Raw genomic sequence first — 23915 nt, 5'->3', positions numbered from 1 at the left:
CCTTTCCTCGGACGTGGATCTGGTGCGACCGACCGTACTCGCGTTACTCTCTTTCAGGAAGTAGGCACCTGTCAGTGCGTAACGGAGGTCGTGATGTCTGCACTCGAGTACAGCCCCTACGCGGCGGACTGCCCCTCGCGGCAGCTGCTCGACCGGATCGGGGACCGGTGGAGCGTCCTGACGATCGGGTCGCTCGCGGGTGGTCCGCTCCGGTACTCGGCGCTCGCGTCCCGGGTGCAGGGCGTGTCGCAGAAGATGCTCACGCAGACCCTGCGCGCCCTCGAGCGTGACGGCCTGGTCACGCGCACGGTGTACCCGGAGATCCCGCCGCACGTCGAGTACGAGCTGACCGAGCGCGGCCGGTCGCTCCGGGCCGTGCTCGAACCGCTCGAGGACTGGGCGACGACGCACATGGCCGAGGTGCAGGACTCCCGCGACGCCTACGACGCCCGCTGAGCGGACGCGCACCGGAGCCGACCGGAGCGCACGCCCGGCGGCGCGCACGCCCGCTGAACGTCGCCGGGAAGCCCACGGCCCCCGCGGTGGTTGCCTGGTCCCATGCGATCGATCGTCTACACGAAGCCCGGAGCCAGCAGCGTCCTCGACCTGGTCGACCGGGAGGTCCCGCAGCCCGGCCCCGGCGAGGTCCGCGTCCGCGTCGTCGTCTCCGGCGTGAACCCCACCGACTGGAAGGCCCGCGCCGGCGGCACCTACGGTGACGCCCTGCCCTTCCCGGAGATCACCCCGAACCAGGACGGAGCCGGGGTCGTCGACGCCGTCGGCGAGGGCGTCACCGACCTGGCCGAGGGCGACCGCGTCTGGCTCTACATGGCCGCTGCGAGCCGCCCGACCGGCACCGCGCAGGAGTACACCGTCGTCCCCGCCGCGCGTGCCGTCCGGCTCCCCGAGGGCACGAGCTTCGACGTGGGTGCCTCGCTCGGCGTCCCCGCGATGACCGCCCACCGCGCCCTGACCACGCACGAGCACGGCCCGGCGCGCCTGTCCCCCGGTGCGCTCGAGGGCCGCACCGTCCTGGTCGCCGGTGGCGCCGGAGCCGTCGGGCACGCGGCGATCCAGCTCGCCCGCTGGGCCGGCGCCACCGTCGTCACGACCATCAGTTCGGACGCCAAGGCGGCCCTCGCGACCGCCGCCGGCGCGCACCACACCGTGAACTACCGCGACGAGGACGCCGCTGCCCGCATCCGCGAGATCGCCCCGGACGGCGTGGACATCGTCGTCGAGGTCTCGATCCCGCAGAACGCCGGGCTCGTCGCGGACGTCCTCGCGAACCACGGGGTCGTCTCGATCTACGCGAACAACGGCGGGGACGACGCGACCCTGCCGATCCGCCCGAACATGAGCGTGAACGCCCGCTACCAGTTCCTGCTGCTCTACACGATCGGCGACGACGCGCTGGCGGCCGCCGCCGAGGACGTCACCGCCGCGCTCCGGGACGGCGTCCTGCCCGTCGGCGAGGACGCCGGCCTGCCGCTCGTGCGTTTCGGGCTCGAGGACACCGCCGCGGCCCACGACGCCGTCGAGGGCGACGCGGTCGGCAAGGTGCTCATCGACGTCGCGTCGGTCTGACGCGGTGACGGACGGGAGGATCGTGGCGGGGCCCGCCACGATCCTCCCGTCCGCTGTTCCCGGACCTGGTAAGCAGGTCGCATGAGCGAACTCGCCACCCCCGCCCCCGGTACCCGAGCCCTCGTCCTGGGCGGTGGCGGCGTCGCCGGCATCGCGTGGGAGGTCGGCGTGCTCTCCGCCCTGCAGGACGCCGGGGTCGACCTCGACGCGGCCGACCTGGTGGTGGGCTCGAGCGCCGGCAGCGTCGTCGGGGCGTTCGTCCGCGCCGGGCAGGTGCAGGCCGCGTACGACCAGCAGCACGCGCCGCTGCCGACGAGCTACGAGGAGCCCGCCCGGATCGCGTCCGAGGACTACCAGGAGCGGCTCGTGCAGATCCTGACCGGTGCCGCCTCGGAGCAGGAGGCCCGCGCACGACTCGGGGCCGTGGCGCAGCAGGTCGTCACCGGGCAGACCGACGAGGAGCGCATCGAGACCTTCTCGCACACGCTGCCGACGACCGAGTGGCCGGCGAAGCCGTTCGGCGTCACCGCGATCGACGCCGTCGACGGGACCTTCCGGGTCCTCACGGCGGAGTCCGGCGTCCCGCTCCCCCGCGCGGTCGCCGCGAGCTGCTCGGTGCCGTTCGTCTGGTCGCCCGTCCGTGTCGACGGGGTGCCGCACATCGACGGCGGGATGCGTTCCGCGACGAACGCCGACGTCGCCGCCGGGTACGAGCGGGTGCTCGTGATCGCCTGCGGTCCCGAGGGGCCGTCGCCGCTCGGGCCGTGGCTCGACGTCGCGGTCGAGGGCCTGCGCGCCGGCGGGAGCTCGGTCGAGGTCGTCGTCGCGGACAGTGCCTCGCAGCACGCGTTCGGTGACGACTCGCTGTCGCTGTCGACCCAGGCGCCCGCGTCCACCGAGGGGCGGCGGCAGGGGCAGACGGTGGCCGAGGCGATCGCGGCGTTCTGGGCCTGAGCGGCGTCGCCGGTCGGACCTGAGCGGTGGCGTCGCCCGGGCCTGAGGGGCTTCGTCGCCGATGCCCCCTGTTGCACGGTGCACGACAGCCGTAGCGTGAGGGCATGACGACGCCGTTCTCCGACCTGGACCAGTACACCGCCCTGCCCCGCGTGGACGGGATCGCCCTGAGTCCGGACGGCACGCGCGTCGCCCTGACCGTGAGTGCCCTGGACGAGCGCGGCACCGGGTACCGACGGTCGGTGTGGCAGGTGCCGGCAGCCCCGTCCGACGCCGACGGGTCCGGCGCCCCGGTGCGCCTGACGCGCTCGGCGAAGGGTGAGGGCGGGGTCGCCTTCACGCGCTCCGGCGACCTGCTGTTCGTCTCGGCACGCCCCGACGAGTCCGGGGACGAGCCCGAGGGCGCCCAGCTCTGGCTCCTGCCCGCGGCCGGGGGCGAGGCACGACCCGTGACGGCCCTGGCGGGCGGCGTCGGCGGCGTGTTCGACGTCGCGACCGCGGCCGACGCCGTCGTCCTGACGGCCGACCTGCTGCCCGGTGCCGGGACCGACCGCGACACCGTGGTCGCCGAGGACGCCCGACTGCGGGACCGGCGGAAGGACCGTCGGGTCCGCGCGGTCCTGCACGAGACCTACCCGGTGCGGTTCTGGGACCACGACCTGGGTCCGGCGCAGCCGCACCTGCTCGTGCTGGACACGTCCGAGCTGCGGGAGCCCGAGGCCCGGGTGCCCTCGACGGCAGCCACCGACGCCGCGCCCGAGCCGGGCGCGGACGAGGACCGTGCTGCCGGGTACCCGGCGCACCTGCCGGTCCCCCGCGACATCACGCCGGCGCCCGGTCGCACGCTCGACCACGTGGGCGGCACGGTGTCGCCGGACGGGTCGACCGTGCTCGCCGCGGTCGGCGTGCAGGAGGCCCGCGGCACCCGGTCGGCCGTCGTCACGATCGACGTCGCGACGGGCACCCGGACGGTGCTGTTCGACGAGGAGGGCGTCGACCACGAGCTGCCGACCCTGAGCCATGACGGCACCATGATCGCCTGGGTGCGGACGGTCCGGTCGACCCCGGCCGGCGCGCACGAGCAGGAGGTGTGGGTCGCCGCGGTCGACGGCTCGGGGGCTCGTCGCGTCGCCACGGACTGGGACCGGTGGCCGTCCGAGCTCGTGTTCACGCCGGACGACGGTGCGCTCCTGGCGGTGGCGGACCAGGACGGGCGTGCGCCGCTCTTCCGGATCCCGCTCGACGGCGGCGCCGTCGAGCAGGTGACCCACGACGACTGGGCGTACTCCAGCCTGCGCGTGGCGGGCGGGACGGACGTCGTGGTGGCGCTCCGTGCTTCCTGGGCGGCGCCGCTGCACCCCGTCCGGATCGCGACCGACGGGACGGTGACCCCGCTCGCGACCCCCGCGCCCCTGCCGGAGGTGCCCGCGCGGACCGAGGAGGTCGCGGTGACCGCGGCCGACGGTGCCCGCGTGCGCGGTTGGCTGCTGCTGCCGGAGGGCGACGGGCCGCACCCGCTGCTGCTCTGGATCCACGGCGGACCGCTGAACTCGTGGAACCAGTGGTCCTGGCGGTGGAACCCGCAGCTCATGGTCGCGCGGGGGTACGCCGTGCTGCTGCCGGACCCGGCGCTGTCGACCGGCTACGGGCTCGACTTCGTGAACCGCGGGTGGAACGCGTGGGGGCAGGCGCCGTACACCGACCTGATGGCGATCACGGACGCCGTGGTCGCGCGGGACGACATCGACGAGACCCGGACCGCGGCGATGGGCGGGTCCTTCGGCGGGTACATGGCGAACTGGGTCGCCGGGCACACCGACCGGTTCCGGGCGATCGTCACGCACGCGAGCCTGTGGGCGCTCGACCAGTTCGCCGGGACGACCGACTCGGCGCAGTACTGGCAGTCGATCTTCGACGAGCGGGGGCTGCACGAGAACGACCCGCACCGCTTCGTGGCGGACATCACGACGCCGCTCCTGGTCGTGCACGGAGACCGCGACTACCGGGTGCCGATCGGCGAGGGGCTGCGCCTGTGGGCGGAGCTCGCCGAGCACCACGCGGGGCCGGACGGGTCGATGCCGCACCGGTTCCTGTACTTCCCGGACGAGAACCACTGGGTGCTCGCTCCGCAGCACGCGGTGGTCTGGTACCAGACGGTGTTCGCCTTCCTGGCAGAGCACGTGCTGGGCGAGGCGTGGGAGCGGCCAGAGTTGCTGGGGTAGGCGGGCGCGGGCCGGGGCGGGCGCGGCGCGGGCGCGGCGGCTGCCCCGCCGCGGCGGCCCTGACTACACGAACGCGGCCTGGCCCGTGATCGCCCGCCCCACGATGAGCGTGTTCACCTCGCGCGTGCCCTCGTACGAGTAGATCGCCTCGGCGTCGGCGAAGAACCGCGCCACACCCTTGTCGAGCACGATGCCGTTGCCGCCCTGCACCTCGCGGCACCACCCCACGGTCTCCCGCATCCGTGCGGTCGCGAACGCCTTGGCCATCGCCGAGTGCTCGTCCGCGCCGATGCCCTCGTCCTGCATCTGGGACGCCCGGGTGCACAGCGCGATCGACGCCGTGATGTTCGCGAGCGACTTCACGAGCAGGTCCTGCACCATCTGGTGCGATGCGATCGGCTTGCCGAACTGCACGCGCTCCCGGGCGTAGGCGAGCGCTGCGTCGTACGCACCGACCGCGATGCCGATCGCCTGCCAGGCGACCTCGGTCCGGGTCAGGCGCAGCACCTCGGCGGTGGCGCGGAACGAGTTCGCGCGCTGCAGCCGGCGCGACTCGGGCACCCGCACGCCCTGCATGACGATGTCGGCGTTCTGCACGCCACGGAGGGCGATCTTGTCCTCGATCTTCGTCGCGGTGAACCCCGGGGTGTCCGTCGTGACGAGGAAGCCCTTCACCTGTTCGTCGGCGACGTCCTTCGCCCAGATGACGACCACGTCCGCGAAGGTCGCGTTCCCGATCCAGCGCTTCTCACCGTCGAGCACCCAGGTGTCGCCCTCGCGCCGGGCCGTCGTCCGGAGGCCCCGGGCGGAGTCGCTGCCGGACAGCGGCTCGGTCAGCCCGAACGCCCCGATGACCTCGCCGGTCGCCATCCGCGGCAACCACTCCCGCTGCTGTTCGTCGCTGCCGCCCACCGCGATCGAGTTCATCGCCAGGCCGGACTGCACGCCGATGAACGTCGCGACGCTCGCGTCCACCCGCCCGAGCTCCAGGGCCGCCCACCCGCGGTACACGGCCGAGTTCTCGAACTGGCGCACGAGCGGGATGCTCGGCCCGTACATGCCGAGCTCCGCGAGCGGCGCGATGGTCTGGCGCGGGAACTCCGCCCGGGCCCAGTGGTCGTCGACGATCGGGCGGACCTCGGACTCGAGGTACGCGCGCAACTGCCCGAGCGACTCCCGCTCCCGCTCCGTCAGCCCCTCCTGGAACCGGTAGAAGTCGGACTCGAGCAGGGTGGTGGGCACGGACGTCGTTGACATACCCCCGAGCGTGCATCATTCTCGGAAACGTTGCAAGGGAGGACCGTGCCTTCACAGGAACGCACAGCACACGACATGGGGACGCTCGGCGCGGCCCTCGTCCCGTCTGCGCTCACCGCCAGACTGGAGGCGCATCCCGAGTCCCGACGCGCGTTCCGTTCCGCGCGGCACAGCTTCATCGCCGGCTCCCGGATCGACATGGGATCCCTGGCGACGTCGCTGGGGGTCGACCGCACCTCCCTGTTCCGCTGGGTCGGGAACCGCGACCAGCTGCTGTCCGAGATCCTCTGGTCGCTGGCAGTCCCGACGCTCGACGCCGCGTCCCGCGCCGCGGCGGACCTGGTCGGCGCCGCACGGATCGTGGCGGTGCTCGACCACTTCACGGCGGACCTCATCGAGGCGCCGTACTTCCGGACCTTCCTGACCCGCGAGCCGGCTCGGGCCCTGCGACTCCTCACGACCACGGACAGTGATGTCCAGCGCCGGTTCGTCGCCGTCGTGACCGCCCTCGTGCAGGAGGAGCACGACCACGGCGCGTTCGACCCCGCGCCGCTCGCCGCCGAGGAACTCGCACGACTGCTCGTCCGCATCTCGGAGTCGTTCACCTACGCCGACCTGATCAGCGGCGACCGCCCGGACCCGGCCCGGGCGCGGACGACGTTCGAGTACGTCCTGCGCCCCTGACCGACCGCCACTGTCCGACCGCCCACTGTCCGACCGCCCACTGTCCGACCACCCGCTGTCCGACCACCCGCTGTCGGACTTCCCCGCCCTACCGAACGGATACCGATGCCCCTCGACGAGTACCCGTACCGCCGCGCGTACCCCACGCGGTGGAACGACAACGACATGTTCGGCCACGTGAACAACACGCTGTACTACAGCGCGATGGACAACGCGGCGACGTACTGGTTCCGCACGGAGGCCGGGCTCGACCCGTTCACCTCGCCGTGGATCGCGGTGCTCGTGTCGTCGAGCTGCCACTTCATCGAGTCCGCGGTGTGGCCCGACGTGATCGAGGTCGGGATGCGGTCCAAGCGCATCGGTACCACGAGCCTGGCCTGGGACTTCGGCCTGTTCCGCCAGTCGGACGGTGCCCTGCTCGCGACGGGCGAGTTCGTGCACGTCGTCATCGACCGCGAGGGCGCCCGTCGGCCGACACCCGTGCCGGAGACACTCCGCGCGCTCGTCACGGAGCGGATGACGGTCCCGGTCGACGCCTGACGACCGACGGGCCCGTACCTACTTCTGGGCGGCCAGCTCCAGGTTGATGTCGTCGGGGTCCTGCACCGACAGGATCACCATGCCGGCGTCCCCGAGGTCGGTCACATCACCGTGCTCGATACCCGCGTCGTCGAGGCGCGACCCGGCGGCGCGGAGCTCGTCGACGGAGCCGACCGTGAAGCTGACGTGGTCCAGGCCCACGGTGTCGGGGTCGAACCGCTGGCCGCTCGGCGCCACGGGACGCAGGCCGAACAGCTGCTCCCCCACGGGGAAGATGCAGCCGCCGTACAGCCGCTCGCGGTCCTCGGCGATGCCGGGCTCGTCGATGTGCTCGCTGAAGTCCATCGCGGGCGCGACGCCGAGCAGCTGCTCGTAGAAGGCCTTGCTGCGGTGGATGTCGGTGACGGTGACCCGCACGTGTGCGAGGCCGAGGGGACGGACGATCTGTTCGCTCATGTCCCCGATCCAACGCCGGGCTCCTGCGCACGACCGTGACGAGCGCGGCTACCGGCCAGGGTCGAAGAGGGACGGCTCAGCGAGCGGGGCTCAACGAAAGCCCATGCCGTCGAGCATGTGGTTCGGGAAGCCGTGTCCCGCGCACCGGTCACGGCGGCGGGTCCCGCGGAGCACGTCCCGGACGTGGTCGCCGCAGCCGGTCCACGTGGTCTTGCCACAGACGGGGCACTGGACGGACTCGCACATGGACCCGACGGTACGCACGGGGCCGGCGGCTGGTGTCGTGACACCGGTCCGCCGTCCGCCATGCGCACATCGGCACCGTCCGGCGCGGGGCGCATGGAGACCTCGGCCCGTTCCGAACCAGGAATGCGACGTCGAACACCCCTGCCGGGGTGGTTCGACGTCGTTTCCGTGGTTCGATGCCGCGCCGACCCGCCGGCGCGTCGCTTCGACGCCTCGCCGGCCCGACGACGCGTCGGTCCGACGGCGCACGGGGCGCCGCCCGTCGCCGCTAGATGAGCGCGTCCGTCAGGTGGTTCGGCGTGCCGAAGCGGTGCGCCGTGATCGACACCGCCTGCTCGCGGAGGAACGGCAGCAGCTCGACGCGACCGGCCTCGGTGACGGGCTCGCCGTACACCGCGACGTCCGGACGGCCGTCGACCGCCGCGTACAGCGCCGCGACGTCACCGCCGATCAGCCGCACGCGGGTCGAGGGTCCGGCGGCGATGCGTCGCGCGAACGCCTGGTCCGACTGGCCCTCGGCGACCGAACGCACGACCGGCAGCGCGCGGACCGCGGTCGCGACGTTCGACGGCAGCGGCTCGGCGGTCGAGACGTCCACGGTCGTCCCGGCGCGGAGGGCTGCGGCGACGACCCGCACCAGGTCGACCACCGCGTCGTCGCCCGAGGTCGCGAGTCGGACGTGGACGCCCGGGTACGGCAGGTACCGGGCGACGTTCCGCTCGGCCGAGAGCGCCGACACGTCCACCGCGGCACCGAACAGCGTCGACCAGACCTGCTCGTCCGACGCCACGGACCGGTCGAGCGACGGGGATGCTACCCCGGCTGCTCGGACGAACTCCTGCACCGGGCGCGAGGCCGGCACGCCGGTCTGTGCCGGTGCCGTGCTCCAGGAGCCCAGGCCGAGCAGGTAGTTCAGGCCGCCGGCCTTCGTCCCCGCACCGACGGCCGACTTCTTCCACCCGCCGAACGGCTGCCGGCGCACGATCGCTCCGGTGATGCCGCGGTTGACGTAGAGGTTGCCCGCCTGGATCCGCTCGAGCCACGTGCCGATCTCGGCCGGGTCGAGCGAGTGGAGCCCGGAGGTCAGGCCGTAGTCGACGTCGTTGACGATGTCGATCGCCTCGTCCAGGGTCGACGCCGTCATGATGCCGAGGATCGGGCCGAAGTACTCCGTGCGGTGGAAGGCCGAGCCACGGCGGACACCCCCGCGGACGCCAGGGCTCCAGAGTCGACCGGTGTCGTCGAGGCGCTTCGGCGCGACGGCCCAGTGCTCGCCGGCGCCGAGGGCGGTGAGGCCCTCGAGGAGCTTGCCCGCGGCGGGCTCGATGACCGGGCCCATCTGCGTGGTGGGGTCGGACGGGTACCCGACCGTCAGGGACGACACGGCGTCGAGCAGCTGCGAGCGGAACCGGCGCGAGCGGGCGACCGACCCGACGAGGACGACGAGCGACGCCGCGGAGCACTTCTGCCCGGCGTGCCCGAACGCCGACGCGACGACGTCCTTGACGGCGAGGTCGAGGTCCGCGGACGGCGTGACGATGATCGCGTTCTTGCCCGAGGTCTCGGCCAGCAGCGGCAGGTCCGGCCGGAACGACCGGAAGAGCTCGGCTGTCTCGTACGCACCGGTCAGGATGACGCGGTCGACCTGCGGCGCCGTGATGAGCTCCTTGCCGAGCTCGTCCTCGGCGACCTGCACGAACGCGAGCAGGTCGGCGGGCGCGCCGTGCGCGTCGAGAGCGGTCTCGATCACGGACGCGAGGACCGCGCCGCAGCGTTCGGCCGGCGGCGCGGGCTTGAGCACGACCGCGGACCCGGCGGCCAGGGCGGCGAGCGTCGAACCGGCGGGGATCGCGACCGGGAAGTTCCACGGCGGCGTGACGAGCGTCAGGGCCGCCGGCGTGAAGGTCGCACCGTCGACCTCGTCGAGCTGCGCGGCGAGTTCGCCGTAGAAGTGCGCGAAGTCGATCGCCTCGGACACCTCGGGGTCGGCCTGGTCGATGGTCTTGCCGGCCTCGGCCGCCATGACCTCGACGAGGGCTGCGCGGTTGGCCTCGAGCGCGTCGCCGACCGCGTGCAGCACGGCACCGCGCGCCGCGCCGGACCAGCCTGCCCAGGTCTCGCCGGCGGTGCGCACGCGGTCGAGCACGGTCGACAGCTGGTCCGGCGAACTGAGCCGCGCCTGCTGCACGCCGCGCTCGCCGAGCGTGGACGATGCGACCCGGGCGTGGATGCCGGCGCCCCACTCCCGGACGGCGGCCACCGACGGGTCGCTGTCGGGCGTGTTCTCGAAGTGCCCCGGGCGGGGCCGCTCGATCGCGGCGTAGCGGTCGGCCACGCGGTGCGGTGCGGGCGCGTCGAGCCCACCGGGGAGCGACAGCGGCGCGAGCGAGTCGCGGAACCGCGTCTCCTCGCGGGCGAACAGTGCCGGCGAGGACGCGAGCGAGAACACCGCCGACATGAAGTTGTCCTGCGACGCGCCTTCTTCGAGTCGACGGATCAGGTACGCGATCGCGACGTCGAACTCGCCCGGGTGGACGACCGGCGTGTAGAGCAGCAGCGACCCGACGGTGCGCCGGACGGCCTCGGCCTGCCCCTGCGCCATGCCGAGGAGCATCTCGAACTCGATGCCGTCACGGACCCCGCGCTCCCCCGCGAGCAGCCACGCGTGCGCGACGTCGAACAGGTTGTGCCCGGCGACCCCGACGCGCACGTTCTCGATGCGTGACGGGGTGAGCGCCCAGTCGAGGACGCGCTTGTAGTTCGTGTCGGAGTCCTGCTTGGTGTGCCACGTCGCGAGGGGCCACCCGTGCACCGATGCCTCGACCTGCTCCATGGGCAGGTTCGCACCCTTGACGAGCCGGACCTTGATGTCCGCGCCGCCACGGGCCCGGCGGGCGGCGGACCACTCCTGCAGCTGCTGCATCGCGGCGAGCGCGTCGGGCAGGTACGCCTGCAGCACGATGCCCGCTTCGAGCGCGGTGAACTCCGGCTCGTCGAGGAGCTTCGTGAAGACCGCGATCGTCAGGTCGAGGTCCTTGTACTCCTCCATGTCGAGGTTGATGAACTTCGCCGGGCTCGCCGCGGCCGCACGGCGGAACAGCGGCCGGAGCTTCTCGACGATGTCGTCGACCGCGTGGTCGAACGCCCACGGCGAGTGTGGGTGCACGGTCGACGAGACCTTGATCGAGACGTAGTCGACGTCGTCCCGGGCGAGCAGCCGCTCGGTGCCCTCGAGCCGTCGGGACGCCTCCTTCTCGCCGAGCACCGCTTCGCCGAGCAGGTTCACGTTGAGCCGGACGCCGTCGCGCTTGATCTTCGCGATCGCCGGTCCGAGCTTGGCGTCGGTCGCGTCGACGATCAGGTGGCCGACCATGTCGCGCAGCACCCGTCGGGCGATCGGGACGACGACGTTCGGCAGGACCGGCGCCATCCCGCCGCCGAGCCGGACGAGTCCGCGGAGCGCGGCCGGCAGGAACCCGGGCGCGTCCGGCGCGATCGCCCGGAGCTTGCGCGCCGCGACACCGAGGTCCTCCGGGCGCACGACGCCGTCGACGAACCCGACGGCGAACGCCAGGCCCTTCGGGTCCGCGAGCACACCCGCGAGCTGCTTGGCCGAGCCGTCCACCGGGTAGGACTCGGCCTCGGCCAGCCACTGCCGGACGAGCGCGACGGAGGCGTCGGCGAGGGCATCGGGAGCAGGCGTGGCGTGCGCGTCGGTGCGCGGCTGGACGTCGGTCATGGCCTCAGTGTGGTGCCGGTCAACCGGTAGCGGAAGCAAATAGTTCTGACGCGTACCGTGAAGAAGAACTACTGTTCGGTCATGCTCGACGTCCGGCGCCTGGTCCTGCTCCGCGAACTCTCGATCCGCGGCACCGTCGCGGCCGTGGCGGAAGCCATGAACCTCACCCCGTCGGCGGTCTCCCAGCAGCTCGGGGTGCTCGAGCGGGAGGCCGGCGTGCAGCTCCTCCGCAAGGCCGGACGTCGGCTGCAGCTCACCCCGCAGGCCGACGTGCTGGTCCAGGCGGCCGGACACGTCCTCGACGTCCTCGATGCCGCCCAGGCGCAGGTGGAGTCCTCGCTGCCCACCGTGCAGGGTCGGGTCAAGGTCGCGGTGTTCCAGTCCGCGGCGCTCGCGCTGATGCCGAACGCGCTCCGGGAGATGGCGACGGAGCACCCCGACGTCCGGGTCGAGATGGTCCAGCACGAACCGGAGTCGGCGCTGCACGAGACGTGGGCACGCGAGTTCGACATGGTCATCGCCGAGCAGTACCCCGCACACGCGGCACCGCACCTGTCCGGACTCGTCCGCGCGGACCTGACGACCGATGAGGTCCGGCTGGCGCTCCCCCCGGTCGGGACCGCCCTCGCCCCGGTGTCGAGCATCGAGGACGCCGAGGCCCTGCCGTGGGTGATGGAACCCCGGGGCACGGCGTCGCGGCACTTCGCCGAGCAGGTGTGCCGGCGCTTCGGCTTCGAGCCGGACGTCCGGTACGAGACCGCCGACCTGCAGACCCAGATCCGGCTCGTCGAGTCGGGCAACGCCGTCAGCCTGATGCCGGACCTGATGTGGACGGGCCGGACCACGACCTGCCGGCTCGTGGACCTGCCGGAGCGGCCACGGCGCACGATCTTCACGACGGTGCGGTCGGCAGGCGCCTCGGCGCCCGCCGTGCGGGCACTCCGCGATGCGCTGGAGCGCGCGGCGGCGACCGTCCACGGTGATCGCGAGTCGGCGACGACCACGCCGTGACGCGGCGGACGGGAGGCACGGTGCCGGCCCGCCCCGCGCCTCCCGTCCGCCGTGTCGGTTGCGTGGGCACGCAACCCGTCGGGTGATCCCGGCACCTCGACCCCCAACCAAGGTCACATTTCGGACTCCGCGCCCCGATCCGCGTTCCTGTGCCGATACGATCCGATCACGCCGAGATTCTCGGCGGATTCTTACGATCCGGTACCCGACCGGACCTGACCCCTGGGGGGACCCGTGCACCGCAGCACCTCCTCGACCCGGCGCGCCTGCGCGCTCGGGACGACCGTCGCACTCATCGGCCTGACGACCGGACTCGGCGTCTTCACCTCGACCGCGGCCTTCGCGGTCGACGAGCCGACCTCGGCCGTCGCACCGGCCGACCCGTCCTCGACCGGCACGACCGGAAGCGCCACCACCGCCACGACGGGCACCGACTCGACCGGCGCCGACACGACCGCGACGGACACCACCGGCTCGACGACGCCGACGGACGCCGCGACCGCGCCGTCCAGTACCGGCACGTCGACGGACGCCGCCCCGGCGCCGACCTCGGGCGACACCACCGCGCCCGCCCCGACGAGCACCTCCCCCGCGCCGAGCGCGACGACGAAGGCCGCGCCGTCCGCCGCGGCCCCGACCGCGACCTCCTCGGTCACGATCGTGGGCGAGCCGAAGGTCGGCAAGACGCTGTTCTACACGACCTCCGGCATCGACGACCCGCGTGCCACGTGGACCGTCGAGGGCGGCACGCCCGTCGTCGCGTCCTCGTTCGCGATCACCGCCGACATGATCGGCAAGACGATCACGCTGACCGTCACGGGCTCGGCGCCGGGTCAGACCGCGACGGAGACCACCGCGGCCGTCAGCGAGGACGTCGCGTTCGCGACCGAGACCTCGTACGAGTCCCCGCGCACGATCGAGATCACCGCCGGTGACACCCTCGACGAGGTCTTCGGCGTGAGCAAGGGCAGCGGCACGGTCGAGTACTCGATCGGTTACGCCGACCCCGACAGCGTCGACCCGACGATCGACTCCCCCGAGTCGTTCCTGCCGTACGACACGACGTTCGACGCCGCGACCGCGACGCTGAGCGGCCGCGTCACCAGTGCGTCGGTCTTCGACTTCACGATCGTCGCGACGAACGGCACGTCGACCGCGACCGAGTACGTCGAGGTCGTCGTCGACCCGGCGAAGGCAGTCGGGGTCCTCGCGAGCACGGTCGACCGTTCCTACGACGAGCAGTTCGACGGACACCCCTTCAACGCATGGATCATCCAGCCGGACGGCTCCGTGACCACGCTGGCGTTCTCAGCGGACCCGGACATGGACCCGGCGGTCATCGACGGCGGTCGCCCGACAGTCCAGCAGGGCGGTTCGCTCTGGGTGTCCGGCTACGCGGTCGACGAGTTCGGCAACGACACGACCCAGTACGACGACGAGGGCAACGCGGACCAGGTCACGGTGACGAGCGACCACGCGACCGACCAGATCGCGTTCGACGAGGACTCGTTCTCGACGAAGGTCACCTTCCCGCACGCGTCGACCCACGTGCTCACGGTCGCCGCGCAGTCCGTGTCGGTGTCCTTCCCCGTGACGGTCGTCCCGACCGCGGCGCCCGCCGGCACCGTCAGCTCGGTCACGCCCGCCGTCGCCACCGCCCCGAAGGGCCAGCTCGCCTTCACCGGCACCGACGCCACGAGCGCCCTCCCCTGGGCCCTCGGCTTCGTCGCCGCGGGTGCCGGGCTCCTCGGCGCCGGCGTCCTGCGCCGCCGTCGCGCCCAGCGCTGACCCCGCCCGCGGTCCGTCGCGCCCCGGCGTGACGGACCGCAGGCCCACCACGGCCCCGTCACACCCCACACGGTGTGACGGGGCCGTCCGCGTTCCCCGCCGGTGCGGCCCGGCGTGGGTAGCGTGGGCCCATGCCCTCCCTGCTGCACATCGACTCGTCGGCCGACCTCGCGCACTCCCGCTCCCGCGACCTCACCGCGGCCTTCGCCGACGCCTGGCGCGCGCGGGGCCCGGAGTACACGGTCGTCCGCCGGGACCTGCACACCGACCCGCTCCCGCACCTCGAGACGTCGGCGCTGCACTGGGCCGCCGCGGACCGTCGACCGGACGAGGTCGTCGCGCCCGAGGCCGAGCAGCTCCGCCAGGACGTCATCGACGAGCTCCTCGCCGCGGACGTCGTCGTGGTCGGGGCGCCGCTGTACAACTACACGGTGCCCTCCACCCTGAAGGCCTGGATCGACCGCGTGCACGTGCCCGGGGTCCTCGCCGGTGACGTGCAGCCCCTGGCGGGACGTCCGGTCGTCACGGTGGTGAGCCGCGGCGCGACCTACGACGCCGGGACCCCGACGGAGACCTGGGACCACGGCTCCCCCGTGCTCCACCTGATCCTCGGCGCGGCGCTCGGCATGAAGCTCTACCCGGTCACGGTCAGCGCGACCCTGGCCGACCGCATCCCGGACCTCGCACCGCTCGCGGAGCACGCCGCTGCCGAGGTCGCCGACGCCCGCACGACCCTGGAGCGCCTCGCCGCCACCCTCGCCTGACGCCGCACGGCGGGAGGGCCGGACGGCGGCACGACCGGCTGGCCGGCCCGCCCGACGGCCGGCGGTCGCCCGTCAGGCGGGGCGGACCTCGTCGGCGCGGCCGAGCAGGTCCGCGTGGAACGCCGTCTGCGTCAGCGCGCTCGCGAGCAGGAAGCCCGTCATCGACTCGATGCCGCCGGAGAACGGCACGCGGGCGGCCACCTCGAACAGCGTCGGGCGGTCGAGCGCGTCGAGGGCCCCGGCGACGTGTCGGCTCCGCTCCTCCCGGTGCAGCGCGAGCGTGCGGGCCCGCCGCACGACGTCGGCGAAGCGGTACTCGTGCCCGGGGCAGACCTCGAGGTGCGCGTACGGCTCGAGCCGCGCGAGGGACCGCAGGTAGTCGGCGAGCGGGTTCGTCGCGGTACGGCCGCCGAGTCCGATGCCCGGGTTGATCCGCGGCAGCACGTGGTCGCCGGTGAACAGCAGCCCGTCCGGCCCGTCCACGAAGCACAGGTGCCCGGCGGTGTGCCCGGGCGTCCCCAGCGCGGTGAGCGTCCGACCGGGCACGGGCAGCACGTCCCCGTCCTCGAGCAGCAGGTCGGCGTACGGCGGTTCCCCGGCTCCGCGGCCGATCCGACGGCCGGTCCCCCACGCCGCGACGACCCCGGCGCGGAGCTCCTCGGGCAGGCCCCACGTCGCGATGTCCGCGTCGTTCGCCGCCGCGTCCGCCCGCTCGTCCTGCAGGGCGCGCACCTCGGCGCCGTGCATCGCGATCGGAGCGCCGGACACCGCGCGGACCGCCGCGGCGGCGCCGAGGTGGTCGGCGTGCAGGTGCGTGACCGCGACGAGCGCCACGTCCTCGAGCGACCGGCCGATCGTCCGGAGACCGGCCCGGAGCTCCGTCAGCGAACCGTCGCCGCTCCACCCCGGGTCGATCACGGTGAGGTCGCCGGCCGTGTCCTCGATCACGTACGCGAGCGTCGCCGCCGGGACCCCGCCGTGGAACGGGACCGCGAGCGTCCACACCCCCGGCCGGACCTCCTCGACGGGCGGGAGCGCACCGGCGCGGAGCGCGGCGGCCTGGACGGGACTGGTCGGTTCCGGTGCCGGCGCTGCCGACGGGGCCTCGGTCGTCACGCGACCACCCTAGTGAGGGGACGGACGCGCCCTGGCGAGCCGCGCCTCCAGGCCGACCGTCGCGACCGCCCACCGCGACCCGGCCACCCGATCCGGCCACCCGCCCGCGCGTCCGCGTCCCCACCCGCATCCGCCGGCCCGCGCACCCGCCAGCGCCCGCCGAGTAGACAGGCCGCATGGACACCGCACCGATGCTCGCCAAGGCGGTCGCCGCCGTGCCCGACCCGGACAGCGTGCGGGGCGGACTGCGGTACGAACCGAAGTGGGACGGCTTCCGCGGGATCGTGACGGTCGACGGCGACGACGTGACGATCGGCAGCCGCGGGGCGAAGCCGCTCACCCGCTACTTCCCCGAGCTCGTCGAGGCGTTCCGGGCGCAGCTCGGCGGGCGGGACCACCCGGTGGTCCTGGACGGCGAGGTCGTCCTGCGCAGCGGGCAACCCGGCGCCGAGCACCTCGACTGGGAGGCGCTCTCGCAGCGCATCCACCCCGCCGAGTCGCGGATCCGGAAGCTCAGCGCCCTGACGCCCGCGCAGTTCGTCGCCTTCGACCTGCTCGCCTGCGACGGCGAGGAGCTGCTCGACCGGCCGTTCGACGAGCGCCGTGAGCGGCTCGAGACCCTGGCCGCGGACCTCACCGACCCGCTGTTCGTGACCCGCACGACGCTCGACGTCGACCTCGCCCGCGAGTGGCTCACGACGTTCGAGGGAGCAGGCCTCGACGGTGTCGTCGCGAAGCCCCGAGCGAAACCGTACGAGCCGAACAAGCGCACCATGCTCAAGGTGAAGCACCACCGAACCGCCGACGTCGTCGCGATCGGCTACCGCGTGCACAAGAGCGGCTCCGGCGTCGGCTCGCTGCTCGTCGGGCTGTACGACGACGACGGGGAGCTCCGGCAGGTCGGCGGCGTGTCCGCCTTCACCGACCGCCGTCGCCAGGAGTTGGTCGAGGAGCTCGCGCCCGTCGTCGTCCGGGACACGGACGGGAGGCCCGTCACCGGTGACGGGGAACGGTCGCGGTTCTCGTCGGGTCGCGACACGTCGTTCGTCCGGCTGGCGCCGGAGCGGGTGCTCGAGGTCCGGTACGACCAGATGGAGGGCGACCGGTTCCGGCACACGGTGCAGTTCGCACGCTGGCGTCCCGATCGCGAGGCCGGATCGTGCCGGTTCGACCAGCTCGAGGTCCCCTCGGCGTACGACCTGCGAGACGTCCTCACCTGAGGCTTGCGCTGTCCGGTCCGCGCTCCTATGCTCGCAGTAGTTAGCCTAACTAGTAACTTGGGTGCGGCAGGGACGCCCACGGCAGACGGGAGCGGGACATGATCATCGACGGCATCAGCGACGCCCACCGTGGCACCTGGTCCCGCCTGACCAGGCTGCACACCGCCAGCGTCACGCTCCCGATGCAGACCACGCGCGTGGCCGAGCCGGAGCACCGCGCCGAGGACGTCGCCGCCGCCTAGCCGCCCGGCTCAGCCCTTCTTCGCGCGGGAGGGCTGCACGCGTGGGGGCTCCCCCGGCATCTTCGGGAAGTCCGGCGGGAACGGCAGTTCGCCGAGGCCCTCCGCCACGTCGCGGTCCCACCACGCCAGGAGCGGCGCGAGGTCGCCCGGCTCCGCGTGCAGCTCCGCCCACGGATCCCCGGTCGACCGGAGCCGCTCGGGGACCGACCGGACCGTGAAGGTCGTCGGGTCAGCGCCGTCGAGCTCGTCCCACGTGATCGGGGTCGAGACGCTCGCGTGCGGGAGCGCCCGCGGGCTGTACGCCCCGGCCATCGTCCGGTCGCGGTTCGCCTGGTTGAAGTCCACGAAGACCCGCCGTCCCCGCTCCTCCTTCCACCACGCCGTCGTCACCCGGTCGGGCATCCGCCGTTCGAGCTCCCGCGCGGCGGCGATCACCGCGTGCCGCACGTCGAGGAACTCGTGCTCGGGACGGATCGGGGCGAACACGTGCAGCCCGCGGTTGCCGCTCGTCTTGATCCACGCCGTCAGTCCGACCTCGTCGAGGACCCGGCGCAGCTCGTGGGCGACCGGGACGGTGTCCCGGAAGTCGGTGCCGGGCTGCGGGTCCAGGTCGATGCGGAGCTCGTCCGGGTGGTCGCTGTCCTCGGCGCGGGACGCCCACGGGTGGAACACGACGGTGTTCATCTGCGCCGCCCACACCGCCACGGCCGGCTCGTCCACCACGAGCTGCGGGTGCGACCGGCCGCTCGGGTAGGTCACCGTCACGTCCCGGACGTACTCGGGCGCACCCTTCGGCGGGTTCTTCGAGAAGAACGAGTCGCCGTCGATGCCCGCGCCGTACCGCTGCAGGGAGATCGGGCGGTCGCCGTTCGTCCGGACGAAGGCGTCCCCGACGGCGACCAGGTACTCCGCCAGTTCGAGCTTCGTGATCCCGGGCTCCGGGAAGAGCACGCGCGAGGGGCTGCTGATCCGGACCTCGCGGTCGCCGTGCGGCCCGGGGACCGTCAGCGTCGTCGCCTCGCTCGCCATGCAGCGGAAGGTACACGGTGCACGATGGGTGGGTGACGGCGTACCTCGGGGTGGACCTGGCGTGGGGGCTCGGCTCGGCGCGGAAGCCCGCGAACGAGACCGGGCTCGTGGCGACCGCGGCGGACGGGACGATCACCGACGCCGGATGGGCCCGCGGCGTCGACGCCGTGACCGACTGGATCGCGCAGCACCTCGGGCCGCGAACCCTGATCGCCGTGGACGCCTCGCTCGTCGTGACGAACCCGACCGGCATCCGCGAGGCCGAACGGCAGGTCGGGCAGCGCTACGGCCGGTGGAAGGTCGCGGCGAACCCGACGAACCAGGCCTCGGCGGCGAGCGCCGGCACCGCGCTCCTCGAGCGGCTCACCGCCCTGGGGGTCGGGTACGTGTCGGACACCGCGTCGATGCGGGATCGGACCGGGCCGGTGGCCTTCGAGTGCTACCCGTACACGACCCTGGTCGGGGTGGAGGAACTCGGCTACGACGTCGAACGGCCCCGGTACAAGCGCCTCGACCTCGCACTGCCGGCGCCCGTCGCCCGACAGCGCCGCGCAGTGGCCTTCGACGACCTGGTGCACCGGCTCCGGACGACACCGCTCGACCCGCCGCTGCACCTCGACTCGCACCCGCTGACGGCCGGGCTCGCCGAGCCCTCGGTGCCGCACGGCCCGACGCACAAGCACCGGGAGGACCTGCTCGACGGTGCCCTGTGCGCCTGGACGGCCGCGTTCTGGGACCGGCACGGCGACGGACGGGTGCAGGTGCTGGGAGGTGATCCGGGCCTCCCGTCCGACCCGCTGGACGAGGCGGGCCGCAGCCCGGCGATCATCGCTCCCGCGCGCCCGTCCCAGCGGCGACCCGCTGGGTAGGCTGACGACGTGAGCACCACCACCGAACCCCTGCGCATCGGGCTGGTGTCGCTGCACACCTCCCCCGGCGACGAGCCCGGCTCCGGCGAGGTCGGCGGCATGAACGTCGTCGTCCGGCACCAGGCCGAGGCCCTGGCGGACCGCGGCCACCAGGTGGACGTGATCACGCGGCGGTCGTCGCCGACCCAGCCGGACTCCGTGTCGCTGCTGCCGGGCGTCTGCCTGCGCTTCCTGTCCGCCGGGCCCGCCGAGCCCGTGCCGAAGGGTGAGCACGACGCGTTCATCGCGCCGTTCCGGGCGGAGCTCGAGCACCTCGGCCCGTACGACGTGCTGCACTCGCACCACTGGTTCTCCGGCGCGGCCGCGCTGCCGGTCGCGCGCGAGCGGGGCATCCCGCACGTGCAGTCCTTCCACTCCATCGCCGCCGCCTCGGACACCCCGCTGTCCGAGGGTGAGCGCCCCGAGTCGGCCGGTCGCGAGGCCGGGGAACGTCTGCTTGCCCGCGAGTCGGACGCGGTCGTCGTCGTCTCCGGGGCCGAGGCCGACACGGTCCGGACGCGCCTGGGCGGCGACCCGACGCGCGTGTGGATCGTGCCGCCGGGCGTCGACGGCTCCGTCTTCCGTCCCGCGGGCGCGGCTGCGCGCCGCGCGGACGTCCCGTACGTGGTCGCCGCCGCGCGCGTCCAGCCGTTGAAGGGACTGGACCTGGCGATCGAGGCGATCGCGGGCATCGGCCAGGAGGCACGCCCCACCCTCGTCATCGCGGGGGACGCCTCGAGCGAGGCGGGCGACCACGTGTCCGAACTGCGTCGGCTCGCCGCCGCGCTCGGCGTGGCCGACCGGGTCACCTTCATCGGGCCGCAGTCGCGGGCCGACCTGGCGTTCCTGTTCCGCGGCGCGGCAGCCGTGCTCGTGCCGTCGCACTCCGAGACGTACGGCCTGGTCGCGCTCGAGGGCTCGGCGTCCGGGGTGCCCGTCGTGGCCGCCGCTGCCGGAGGGCTGCGCGAGGCGGTGGTCGACGGCGAGACCGGGATCCTGCTCGAGTCCCGCGACCCGGCCGTCTGGGCCGCCGAGATCGAGCACATCCTGACCGACCCGGTGTACGCGGCATCGCTCGCGGCGGCCGGGCGGGAGCACGCTGAGCGGCTGAGCTGGGAGCGGTCGGCCGGCGGGCTCGAGGACGTGTACCGCCGGGTGCTCGGGCGCGACTGATGGAGCCGGGCGCGGGTTCGGGCCAGGGGCTCGGTCTGGACCAGGGGCAGCCGTCGTTCGCCCGGTTCTGGGCGGCGCTCGACGCGGTGCCCGTGGCCGACGACGCCGAGGCGCTGTACGACCCGTCGACCCCGGCGGGCCGGCTCCGCCGCGAGAACCTGTCCCGGTACCTGGACCACGTGGGCACCGACGCGGACACCCTGCTCGTCGCCGAGGCCCCGGGCTGGCGCGGGATGACGAACACGGGCATCCCGTTCACGAGCATGCGGGAGCTCGGGTCGCTCGGCTTCGACACCCTGGAGCCGCCGGAGCCGACGGCACCGTGGGAGGCGTCGTCCCGTGTGGTGCAGGCAGCGCTGCAGGACTGGTCGGGGCCGCTGCCGGTGGCGTGGGCGATCTTCCCGCACCACCCGTTCGTGGCGTCGGACCGGCTGACGAACCGGACCCCGCGGCCGGCGGAGGTCCGCGCGGGGGCGCCCGTCGCGCTCGCGCTGCTCGACGCGTTGCGGCGGTCCGGGTCCGCGGGTGGCGGCTCGGGCGGACGGGACGGCGCCGCCGGGCGGCCGGTGCGGGTCGTGGCCGTCGGGCGGAAGGCGCAGGGGGCGCTCGCGCTCGCGGGCATCGACGCCGTCGCGGTGCGCCACCCGGCGCAGGGCGGCGCGGCACAGTTCACGGAGCAGGTCCGGGCGCTGCAGCGCGGGTAGGGCGCGACGCCGCCCGCTCGCCCGGCCGCCTGCCTGCCTGCCTGCCTGCCTGCCGCGAGTTCACGCGCTCAGCGACACTTCACGGCCGCGCGAGCCCGTGAGGTGTCGCTGAGCGCGTGAGGTCGACACGCGCCCACTGGCGCGCCGCCGACGCCGACCGGGTCAGGCGGAGCGGACCTCGACGCCCTTGGCGGCCAGGCGCTCGGAGACGTGGGCGGGCAGCGGTGCGGCCGCGTAGACGACGGACAGCGACGGCAGGTCGAGCACGTCGTCCCAGTTCTGCGGGTCGTAGCGGTCGTCCGAGCCGTCCCAGCCGGGGTGCACGTCCTGCAGGACCTCGAGGTCGGCGTCGACGGTCAGCTCGGTCACGAGGTCGAGGTGCGACGGCAGCAGGTCGAGATCGTCGTAGTACTCGCGGGCGCGGTCGTCCTGCCCCTCCACGTCGAGGTCCTCCTCGCTCTCGTCGTCCGCGTCCCCGTCGTAGGGCTCGAGCACGTCGAGGTCGTAGCAGAGGACGTCGAGCACGAGCAGCTTCGCGTTGAAGTCGGCGAACTCGACGGGTTCTTCGGTGGTGTTCGACTCGTCGTCCATGGCTCCGCAGCGTAGCGACGGACCTCGGAGAGTGCCCGCAGACCGCAGCCGCCGGGGTCGAGACGGGCAGGACACGGGCGTGTTGCGATCACCGGGGAGCTTGCTGTGAAAGCGGACAGCATCGTGTCCCCCGGAAGAGGCTGACGCATGGCCACCACGAACACGGACCGCCCAGCGCAGGAGCAGACCGAGCTCCGCCGAGTGATCGGTCCCAAGCTGCTGCTGCTCTTCATCGTCGGCGACATCCTGGGGACGGGTGTCTACGCACTCACGGGTCAGGTCGCGGCCGAGGTCGGAGGAGCAGCGTGGCTCCCCTTCCTCATCGCCTTCGCCGTCGCCCTGCTGACCGCGTTCTCGTACCTCGAGCTCGTCACGAAGTACCCCCAGACGGCCGGCGCCGCACTGTACGTGCACAAGGCGTTCGGCATCCACTTCGTCACCTTCATCGTGACGTTCATCGTGATGTGCTCCGGCATCACCTCGGCGTCCACCGCCTCCCGGGCGTTCGCCGCGAACCTCGGCGCAGGCTTCGGGCTGGAGCTGCCCAACGCGGCCGTGATGCTCATCGCGATGGGCTTCATGCTCGCCGTGATGGCGATCAACTTCCGCGGCGTCAGCGAGAGCGTCAAGACGAACGTCGTCCTGACGCTCGTCGAGCTGTCCGGCCTGGTGATGGTCATCCTCATCGGGTTCTGGGCGATCGCCGGGGGCAACGCCGACTTCTCCCGCGTCGTGATGTTCGAGACCCCGGAGGACAAGACGCTGCTGCTGTCGGTGTCGACCGCGACGTCGCTGGCGTTCTTCGCGATGGTCGGGTTCGAGGACTCGGTGAACATGGCCGAGGAGACCAAGGACCCCTCGCGGATCTTCCCGAAGGTGATGCTCACGGGCCTCGGCATCACGGCCGTCATCTACGTGCTCGTGTCCATCTGCGCCGTCGCGGTCGTCCCGATCGGCGAGCTCGCCGGCAACGAGACCCCGCTCGTCACCGTGGTGCAGACCGCCGCGCCGGACTTCCCGATCGCGGACCTGCTGCCCTTCATCTCGATGTTCGCCGTCGCGAACACCGCGCTCATCAACATGATGATGGCGTCCCGGCTGCTGTACGGCATGAGCAAGCAGGGTGTCCTGCCGGGCTTCCTGTCGCGCGTCTCGCCGGCCCGCCGCACCCCGTCCACGTCGATCGTCTTCACCACGCTGATCTCCCTGGCGCTGATCGGCTGGGTGTCGCTCGACCCGGACTCCCCCATCGTCGTGGTGCTCGGCGGGACGACGTCCCTCCTGCTGCTGTCGGTGTTCGCGGTCGTCAACGTCACCGTGCTCGTGCTACGCCGCGACCGGGTCGACCACGAGCACTTCCGGGCCGGCGTCGTCGTCCCGGCGATCGGCGTCATCACGTGCCTGTGGCTCGTGCTCCCGTTCTCGTCCGGACGTGACCCGCAGCAGTACCAGATCGCCGGTGCCCTGCTCGGGCTCGGGATCCTGCTCTGGGTCGTCACGTGGTTCACGCACGGGCGGAAGCAGCCCGAGAAGGCGCCGACCGGACTCGTCACCGAGCCGACAGCGGTCGTCCGCCCGGGAACGGGGCACCGCGGCCACGACGACGACCACGAGGGCGAGCGAAGCTGACGGACTGCGCGCGCCCGGCGCGGGTGCTGGCGCGCTCCCAGGCAGCACCAATACC

Annotated in this window: 22 protein-coding genes; 15 read left to right on the top strand and 7 right to left on the bottom strand. The window is 73.3% G+C overall.

All coding sequences use genetic code 11. The annotated features are described in order from the left end of the window. The first annotated feature begins 93 nt into the window (after positions 1-93). The 4 genes from LQK89_RS06350 (at position 94) to LQK89_RS06335 (ending at position 4763) form a co-directional block, all read left to right on the top strand. Entirely contained in the window at positions 94-456 is a 363-nt protein-coding gene (locus tag LQK89_RS06350) for a winged helix-turn-helix transcriptional regulator (protein WP_058741795.1), read from the top strand. Positions 457-558: 102 nt separating this feature from the next. Next, positions 559-1587, top strand: a complete 1029-nt coding sequence (locus LQK89_RS06345; RefSeq protein WP_141861080.1) for an NADPH:quinone reductase — start codon at positions 559-561, stop codon at positions 1585-1587. An 81-nt stretch (positions 1588-1668) separates the two neighbouring features. Beyond that, positions 1669-2541, top strand: coding sequence for a patatin-like phospholipase family protein (locus LQK89_RS06340; protein ID WP_231050516.1), 873 nt, complete (start codon positions 1669-1671; stop codon positions 2539-2541). A gap of 104 nt (positions 2542-2645) precedes the next feature. Continuing rightward, positions 2646-4763 carry a S9 family peptidase gene (locus LQK89_RS06335; protein ID WP_231050515.1) on the top strand — a complete coding sequence of 706 codons (2118 nt, stop codon included), beginning with the start codon at positions 2646-2648 and terminating at the stop codon, positions 4761-4763. A 63-nt stretch (positions 4764-4826) separates the two neighbouring features. Here LQK89_RS06335 and LQK89_RS06330 read toward each other — a convergent pair whose 3' ends face one another. Then, positions 4827-6020: an acyl-CoA dehydrogenase family protein gene (locus tag LQK89_RS06330; protein WP_058741791.1), complete on the bottom strand. Its 1194-nt coding sequence runs from the start codon at positions 6018-6020 to the stop codon at positions 4827-4829. A 45-nt stretch (positions 6021-6065) separates the two neighbouring features. Between LQK89_RS06330 and LQK89_RS06325 the strand changes: the two genes are divergently transcribed. Both LQK89_RS06325 and LQK89_RS06320 read left to right on the top strand, forming a co-directional pair. Next, positions 6066-6704: a QsdR family transcriptional regulator gene (locus tag LQK89_RS06325; protein ID WP_229666900.1), complete on the top strand. Its 639-nt coding sequence runs from the start codon at positions 6066-6068 to the stop codon at positions 6702-6704. Between the two features lie 105 nt (positions 6705-6809). Beyond that, complete coding sequence (locus tag LQK89_RS06320) at positions 6810-7244, top strand: acyl-CoA thioesterase (RefSeq protein ID WP_058741789.1); 435 nt, start codon at positions 6810-6812, stop codon at positions 7242-7244. Positions 7245-7262: 18 nt separating this feature from the next. On the opposite strand, the gene LQK89_RS06315 is transcribed toward LQK89_RS06320, so the two are convergent. The 3 genes from LQK89_RS06315 to LQK89_RS06305 all read right to left on the bottom strand — a co-directional run bounded on the left by LQK89_RS06315 (position 7263) and on the right by LQK89_RS06305 (position 11685). Continuing rightward, positions 7263-7700 carry a VOC family protein gene (locus LQK89_RS06315; protein ID WP_231050514.1) on the bottom strand — a complete coding sequence of 146 codons (438 nt, stop codon included), beginning with the start codon at positions 7698-7700 and terminating at the stop codon, positions 7263-7265. Between the two features lie 90 nt (positions 7701-7790). Further along, entirely contained in the window at positions 7791-7946 is a 156-nt protein-coding gene (locus LQK89_RS06310; RefSeq protein WP_175326111.1) for a hypothetical protein, read from the bottom strand. Between the two features lie 268 nt (positions 7947-8214). Continuing rightward, positions 8215-11685, bottom strand: a complete 3471-nt coding sequence (locus LQK89_RS06305) for a proline dehydrogenase family protein (RefSeq protein ID WP_231050513.1) — start codon at positions 11683-11685, stop codon at positions 8215-8217. Between the two features lie 81 nt (positions 11686-11766). On the opposite strand from LQK89_RS06305, the gene LQK89_RS06300 reads away from it, so the two are divergent. From LQK89_RS06300 to LQK89_RS06290, 3 genes are all read left to right on the top strand, one after another. Next, positions 11767-12696: a LysR substrate-binding domain-containing protein gene (locus LQK89_RS06300; protein WP_058741797.1), complete on the top strand. Its 930-nt coding sequence runs from the start codon at positions 11767-11769 to the stop codon at positions 12694-12696. Positions 12697-12930: 234 nt separating this feature from the next. Then, positions 12931-14484 carry a hypothetical protein gene (locus LQK89_RS06295; RefSeq protein WP_231050512.1) on the top strand — a complete coding sequence of 518 codons (1554 nt, stop codon included), beginning with the start codon at positions 12931-12933 and terminating at the stop codon, positions 14482-14484. A 131-nt stretch (positions 14485-14615) separates the two neighbouring features. Next, positions 14616-15248, top strand: a complete 633-nt coding sequence (locus LQK89_RS06290; protein WP_231050511.1) for an FMN-dependent NADH-azoreductase — start codon at positions 14616-14618, stop codon at positions 15246-15248. 72 nt (positions 15249-15320) lie between these two features. On the opposite strand, the gene LQK89_RS06285 is transcribed toward LQK89_RS06290, so the two are convergent. Further along, on the bottom strand, positions 15321-16364 hold the full coding sequence (locus LQK89_RS06285) for an MBL fold metallo-hydrolase (protein ID WP_231050510.1): 1044 nt from the start codon (positions 16362-16364) through the stop codon (positions 15321-15323). 176 nt (positions 16365-16540) lie between these two features. Here LQK89_RS06285 and LQK89_RS06280 point away from each other — a divergent pair, with 176 nt between their 5' ends. Together LQK89_RS06280 and LQK89_RS06275 are read left to right on the top strand one after the other, a co-directional pair. Then, the gene (locus LQK89_RS06280) at positions 16541-17584 is read left to right on the top strand and encodes an ATP-dependent DNA ligase (RefSeq protein WP_144801598.1); all 1044 of its coding nucleotides are present in this window, start codon (positions 16541-16543) and stop codon (positions 17582-17584) included. A 98-nt stretch (positions 17585-17682) separates the two neighbouring features. Beyond that, on the top strand, positions 17683-17826 hold the full coding sequence (locus LQK89_RS06275; RefSeq protein WP_174778278.1) for a hypothetical protein: 144 nt from the start codon (positions 17683-17685) through the stop codon (positions 17824-17826). 9 nt (positions 17827-17835) lie between these two features. Here the strand turns inward: LQK89_RS06275 and ligD are convergent, their stop codons facing one another. Beyond that, a complete protein-coding gene (gene ligD, locus LQK89_RS06270) occupies positions 17836-18855 on the bottom strand; it encodes a non-homologous end-joining DNA ligase (RefSeq protein WP_231050509.1) in 1020 nt (339 codons plus the stop codon). Between the two features lie 32 nt (positions 18856-18887). Here ligD and LQK89_RS06265 point away from each other — a divergent pair, with 32 nt between their 5' ends. The 3 genes from LQK89_RS06265 to LQK89_RS06255 are packed head-to-tail and all read left to right on the top strand — an operon-like array spanning position 18888 to position 21640. Continuing rightward, entirely contained in the window at positions 18888-19724 is an 837-nt protein-coding gene (locus LQK89_RS06265; RefSeq protein ID WP_231050508.1) for a DUF429 domain-containing protein, read from the top strand. Positions 19725-19733: 9 nt separating this feature from the next. Further along, the gene (locus LQK89_RS06260; protein ID WP_058741828.1) at positions 19734-20936 is read left to right on the top strand and encodes a glycosyltransferase; all 1203 of its coding nucleotides are present in this window, start codon (positions 19734-19736) and stop codon (positions 20934-20936) included. Continuing rightward, on the top strand, positions 20936-21640 hold the full coding sequence (locus LQK89_RS06255; protein ID WP_231050507.1) for a uracil-DNA glycosylase: 705 nt from the start codon (positions 20936-20938) through the stop codon (positions 21638-21640). Before LQK89_RS06260 ends, LQK89_RS06255 begins: the two co-directional genes overlap by 1 nt. Positions 21641-21802: 162 nt before the next feature. Here LQK89_RS06255 and LQK89_RS06250 read toward each other — a convergent pair whose 3' ends face one another. Beyond that, positions 21803-22231 carry a DUF6892 domain-containing protein gene (locus tag LQK89_RS06250; protein ID WP_058741826.1) on the bottom strand — a complete coding sequence of 143 codons (429 nt, stop codon included), beginning with the start codon at positions 22229-22231 and terminating at the stop codon, positions 21803-21805. Positions 22232-22378: 147 nt separating this feature from the next. On the opposite strand from LQK89_RS06250, the gene LQK89_RS06245 reads away from it, so the two are divergent. Then, positions 22379-23860 carry an APC family permease gene (locus LQK89_RS06245; RefSeq protein ID WP_144801607.1) on the top strand — a complete coding sequence of 494 codons (1482 nt, stop codon included), beginning with the start codon at positions 22379-22381 and terminating at the stop codon, positions 23858-23860. The last annotated feature ends 55 nt before the right edge of the window (positions 23861-23915 follow it).

The organism is Curtobacterium sp. C1 (genome assembly GCF_021049325.1).
Classification (GTDB): domain Bacteria; phylum Actinomycetota; class Actinomycetes; order Actinomycetales; family Microbacteriaceae; genus Curtobacterium; species Curtobacterium citreum.
This window is presented reverse-complemented; position numbering and strand designations above follow the sequence as displayed.

Excerpts from the sequence above, each read along its gene's own strand:
- LQK89_RS06350 (WP_058741795.1), top strand. The coding sequence starts at position 94 with ATGTCTGCACTCGAGTACAGCCCCTACGCGGCGGACTGCCCCTCGCGG.
- LQK89_RS06345 (WP_141861080.1), top strand. The coding sequence starts at position 559 with ATGCGATCGATCGTCTACACGAAGCCCGGAGCCAGCAGCGTCCTCGAC.
- LQK89_RS06340 (WP_231050516.1), top strand. The coding sequence starts at position 1,669 with ATGAGCGAACTCGCCACCCCCGCCCCCGGTACCCGAGCCCTCGTCCTG.
- LQK89_RS06335 (WP_231050515.1), top strand. The coding sequence starts at position 2,646 with ATGACGACGCCGTTCTCCGACCTGGACCAGTACACCGCCCTGCCCCGC.
- LQK89_RS06330 (WP_058741791.1), bottom strand. The coding sequence starts at position 6,020 with ATGTCAACGACGTCCGTGCCCACCACCCTGCTCGAGTCCGACTTCTAC.
- LQK89_RS06320 (WP_058741789.1), top strand. The coding sequence starts at position 6,810 with ATGCCCCTCGACGAGTACCCGTACCGCCGCGCGTACCCCACGCGGTGG.
- LQK89_RS06315 (WP_231050514.1), bottom strand. The coding sequence starts at position 7,700 with ATGAGCGAACAGATCGTCCGTCCCCTCGGCCTCGCACACGTGCGGGTC.
- LQK89_RS06310 (WP_175326111.1), bottom strand. The coding sequence starts at position 7,946 with ATGTGCGAGTCCGTCCAGTGCCCCGTCTGTGGCAAGACCACGTGGACC.
- LQK89_RS06305 (WP_231050513.1), bottom strand. The coding sequence starts at position 11,685 with ATGACCGACGTCCAGCCGCGCACCGACGCGCACGCCACGCCTGCTCCC.
- LQK89_RS06300 (WP_058741797.1), top strand. The coding sequence starts at position 11,767 with ATGCTCGACGTCCGGCGCCTGGTCCTGCTCCGCGAACTCTCGATCCGC.
- LQK89_RS06290 (WP_231050511.1), top strand. The coding sequence starts at position 14,616 with ATGCCCTCCCTGCTGCACATCGACTCGTCGGCCGACCTCGCGCACTCC.
- LQK89_RS06280 (WP_144801598.1), top strand. The coding sequence starts at position 16,541 with ATGGACACCGCACCGATGCTCGCCAAGGCGGTCGCCGCCGTGCCCGAC.
- LQK89_RS06275 (WP_174778278.1), top strand. The coding sequence starts at position 17,683 with ATGATCATCGACGGCATCAGCGACGCCCACCGTGGCACCTGGTCCCGC.
- ligD (WP_231050509.1), bottom strand. The coding sequence starts at position 18,855 with ATGGCGAGCGAGGCGACGACGCTGACGGTCCCCGGGCCGCACGGCGAC.
- LQK89_RS06255 (WP_231050507.1), top strand. The coding sequence starts at position 20,936 with ATGGAGCCGGGCGCGGGTTCGGGCCAGGGGCTCGGTCTGGACCAGGGG.
- LQK89_RS06250 (WP_058741826.1), bottom strand. The coding sequence starts at position 22,231 with ATGGACGACGAGTCGAACACCACCGAAGAACCCGTCGAGTTCGCCGAC.
- LQK89_RS06245 (WP_144801607.1), top strand. The coding sequence starts at position 22,379 with ATGGCCACCACGAACACGGACCGCCCAGCGCAGGAGCAGACCGAGCTC.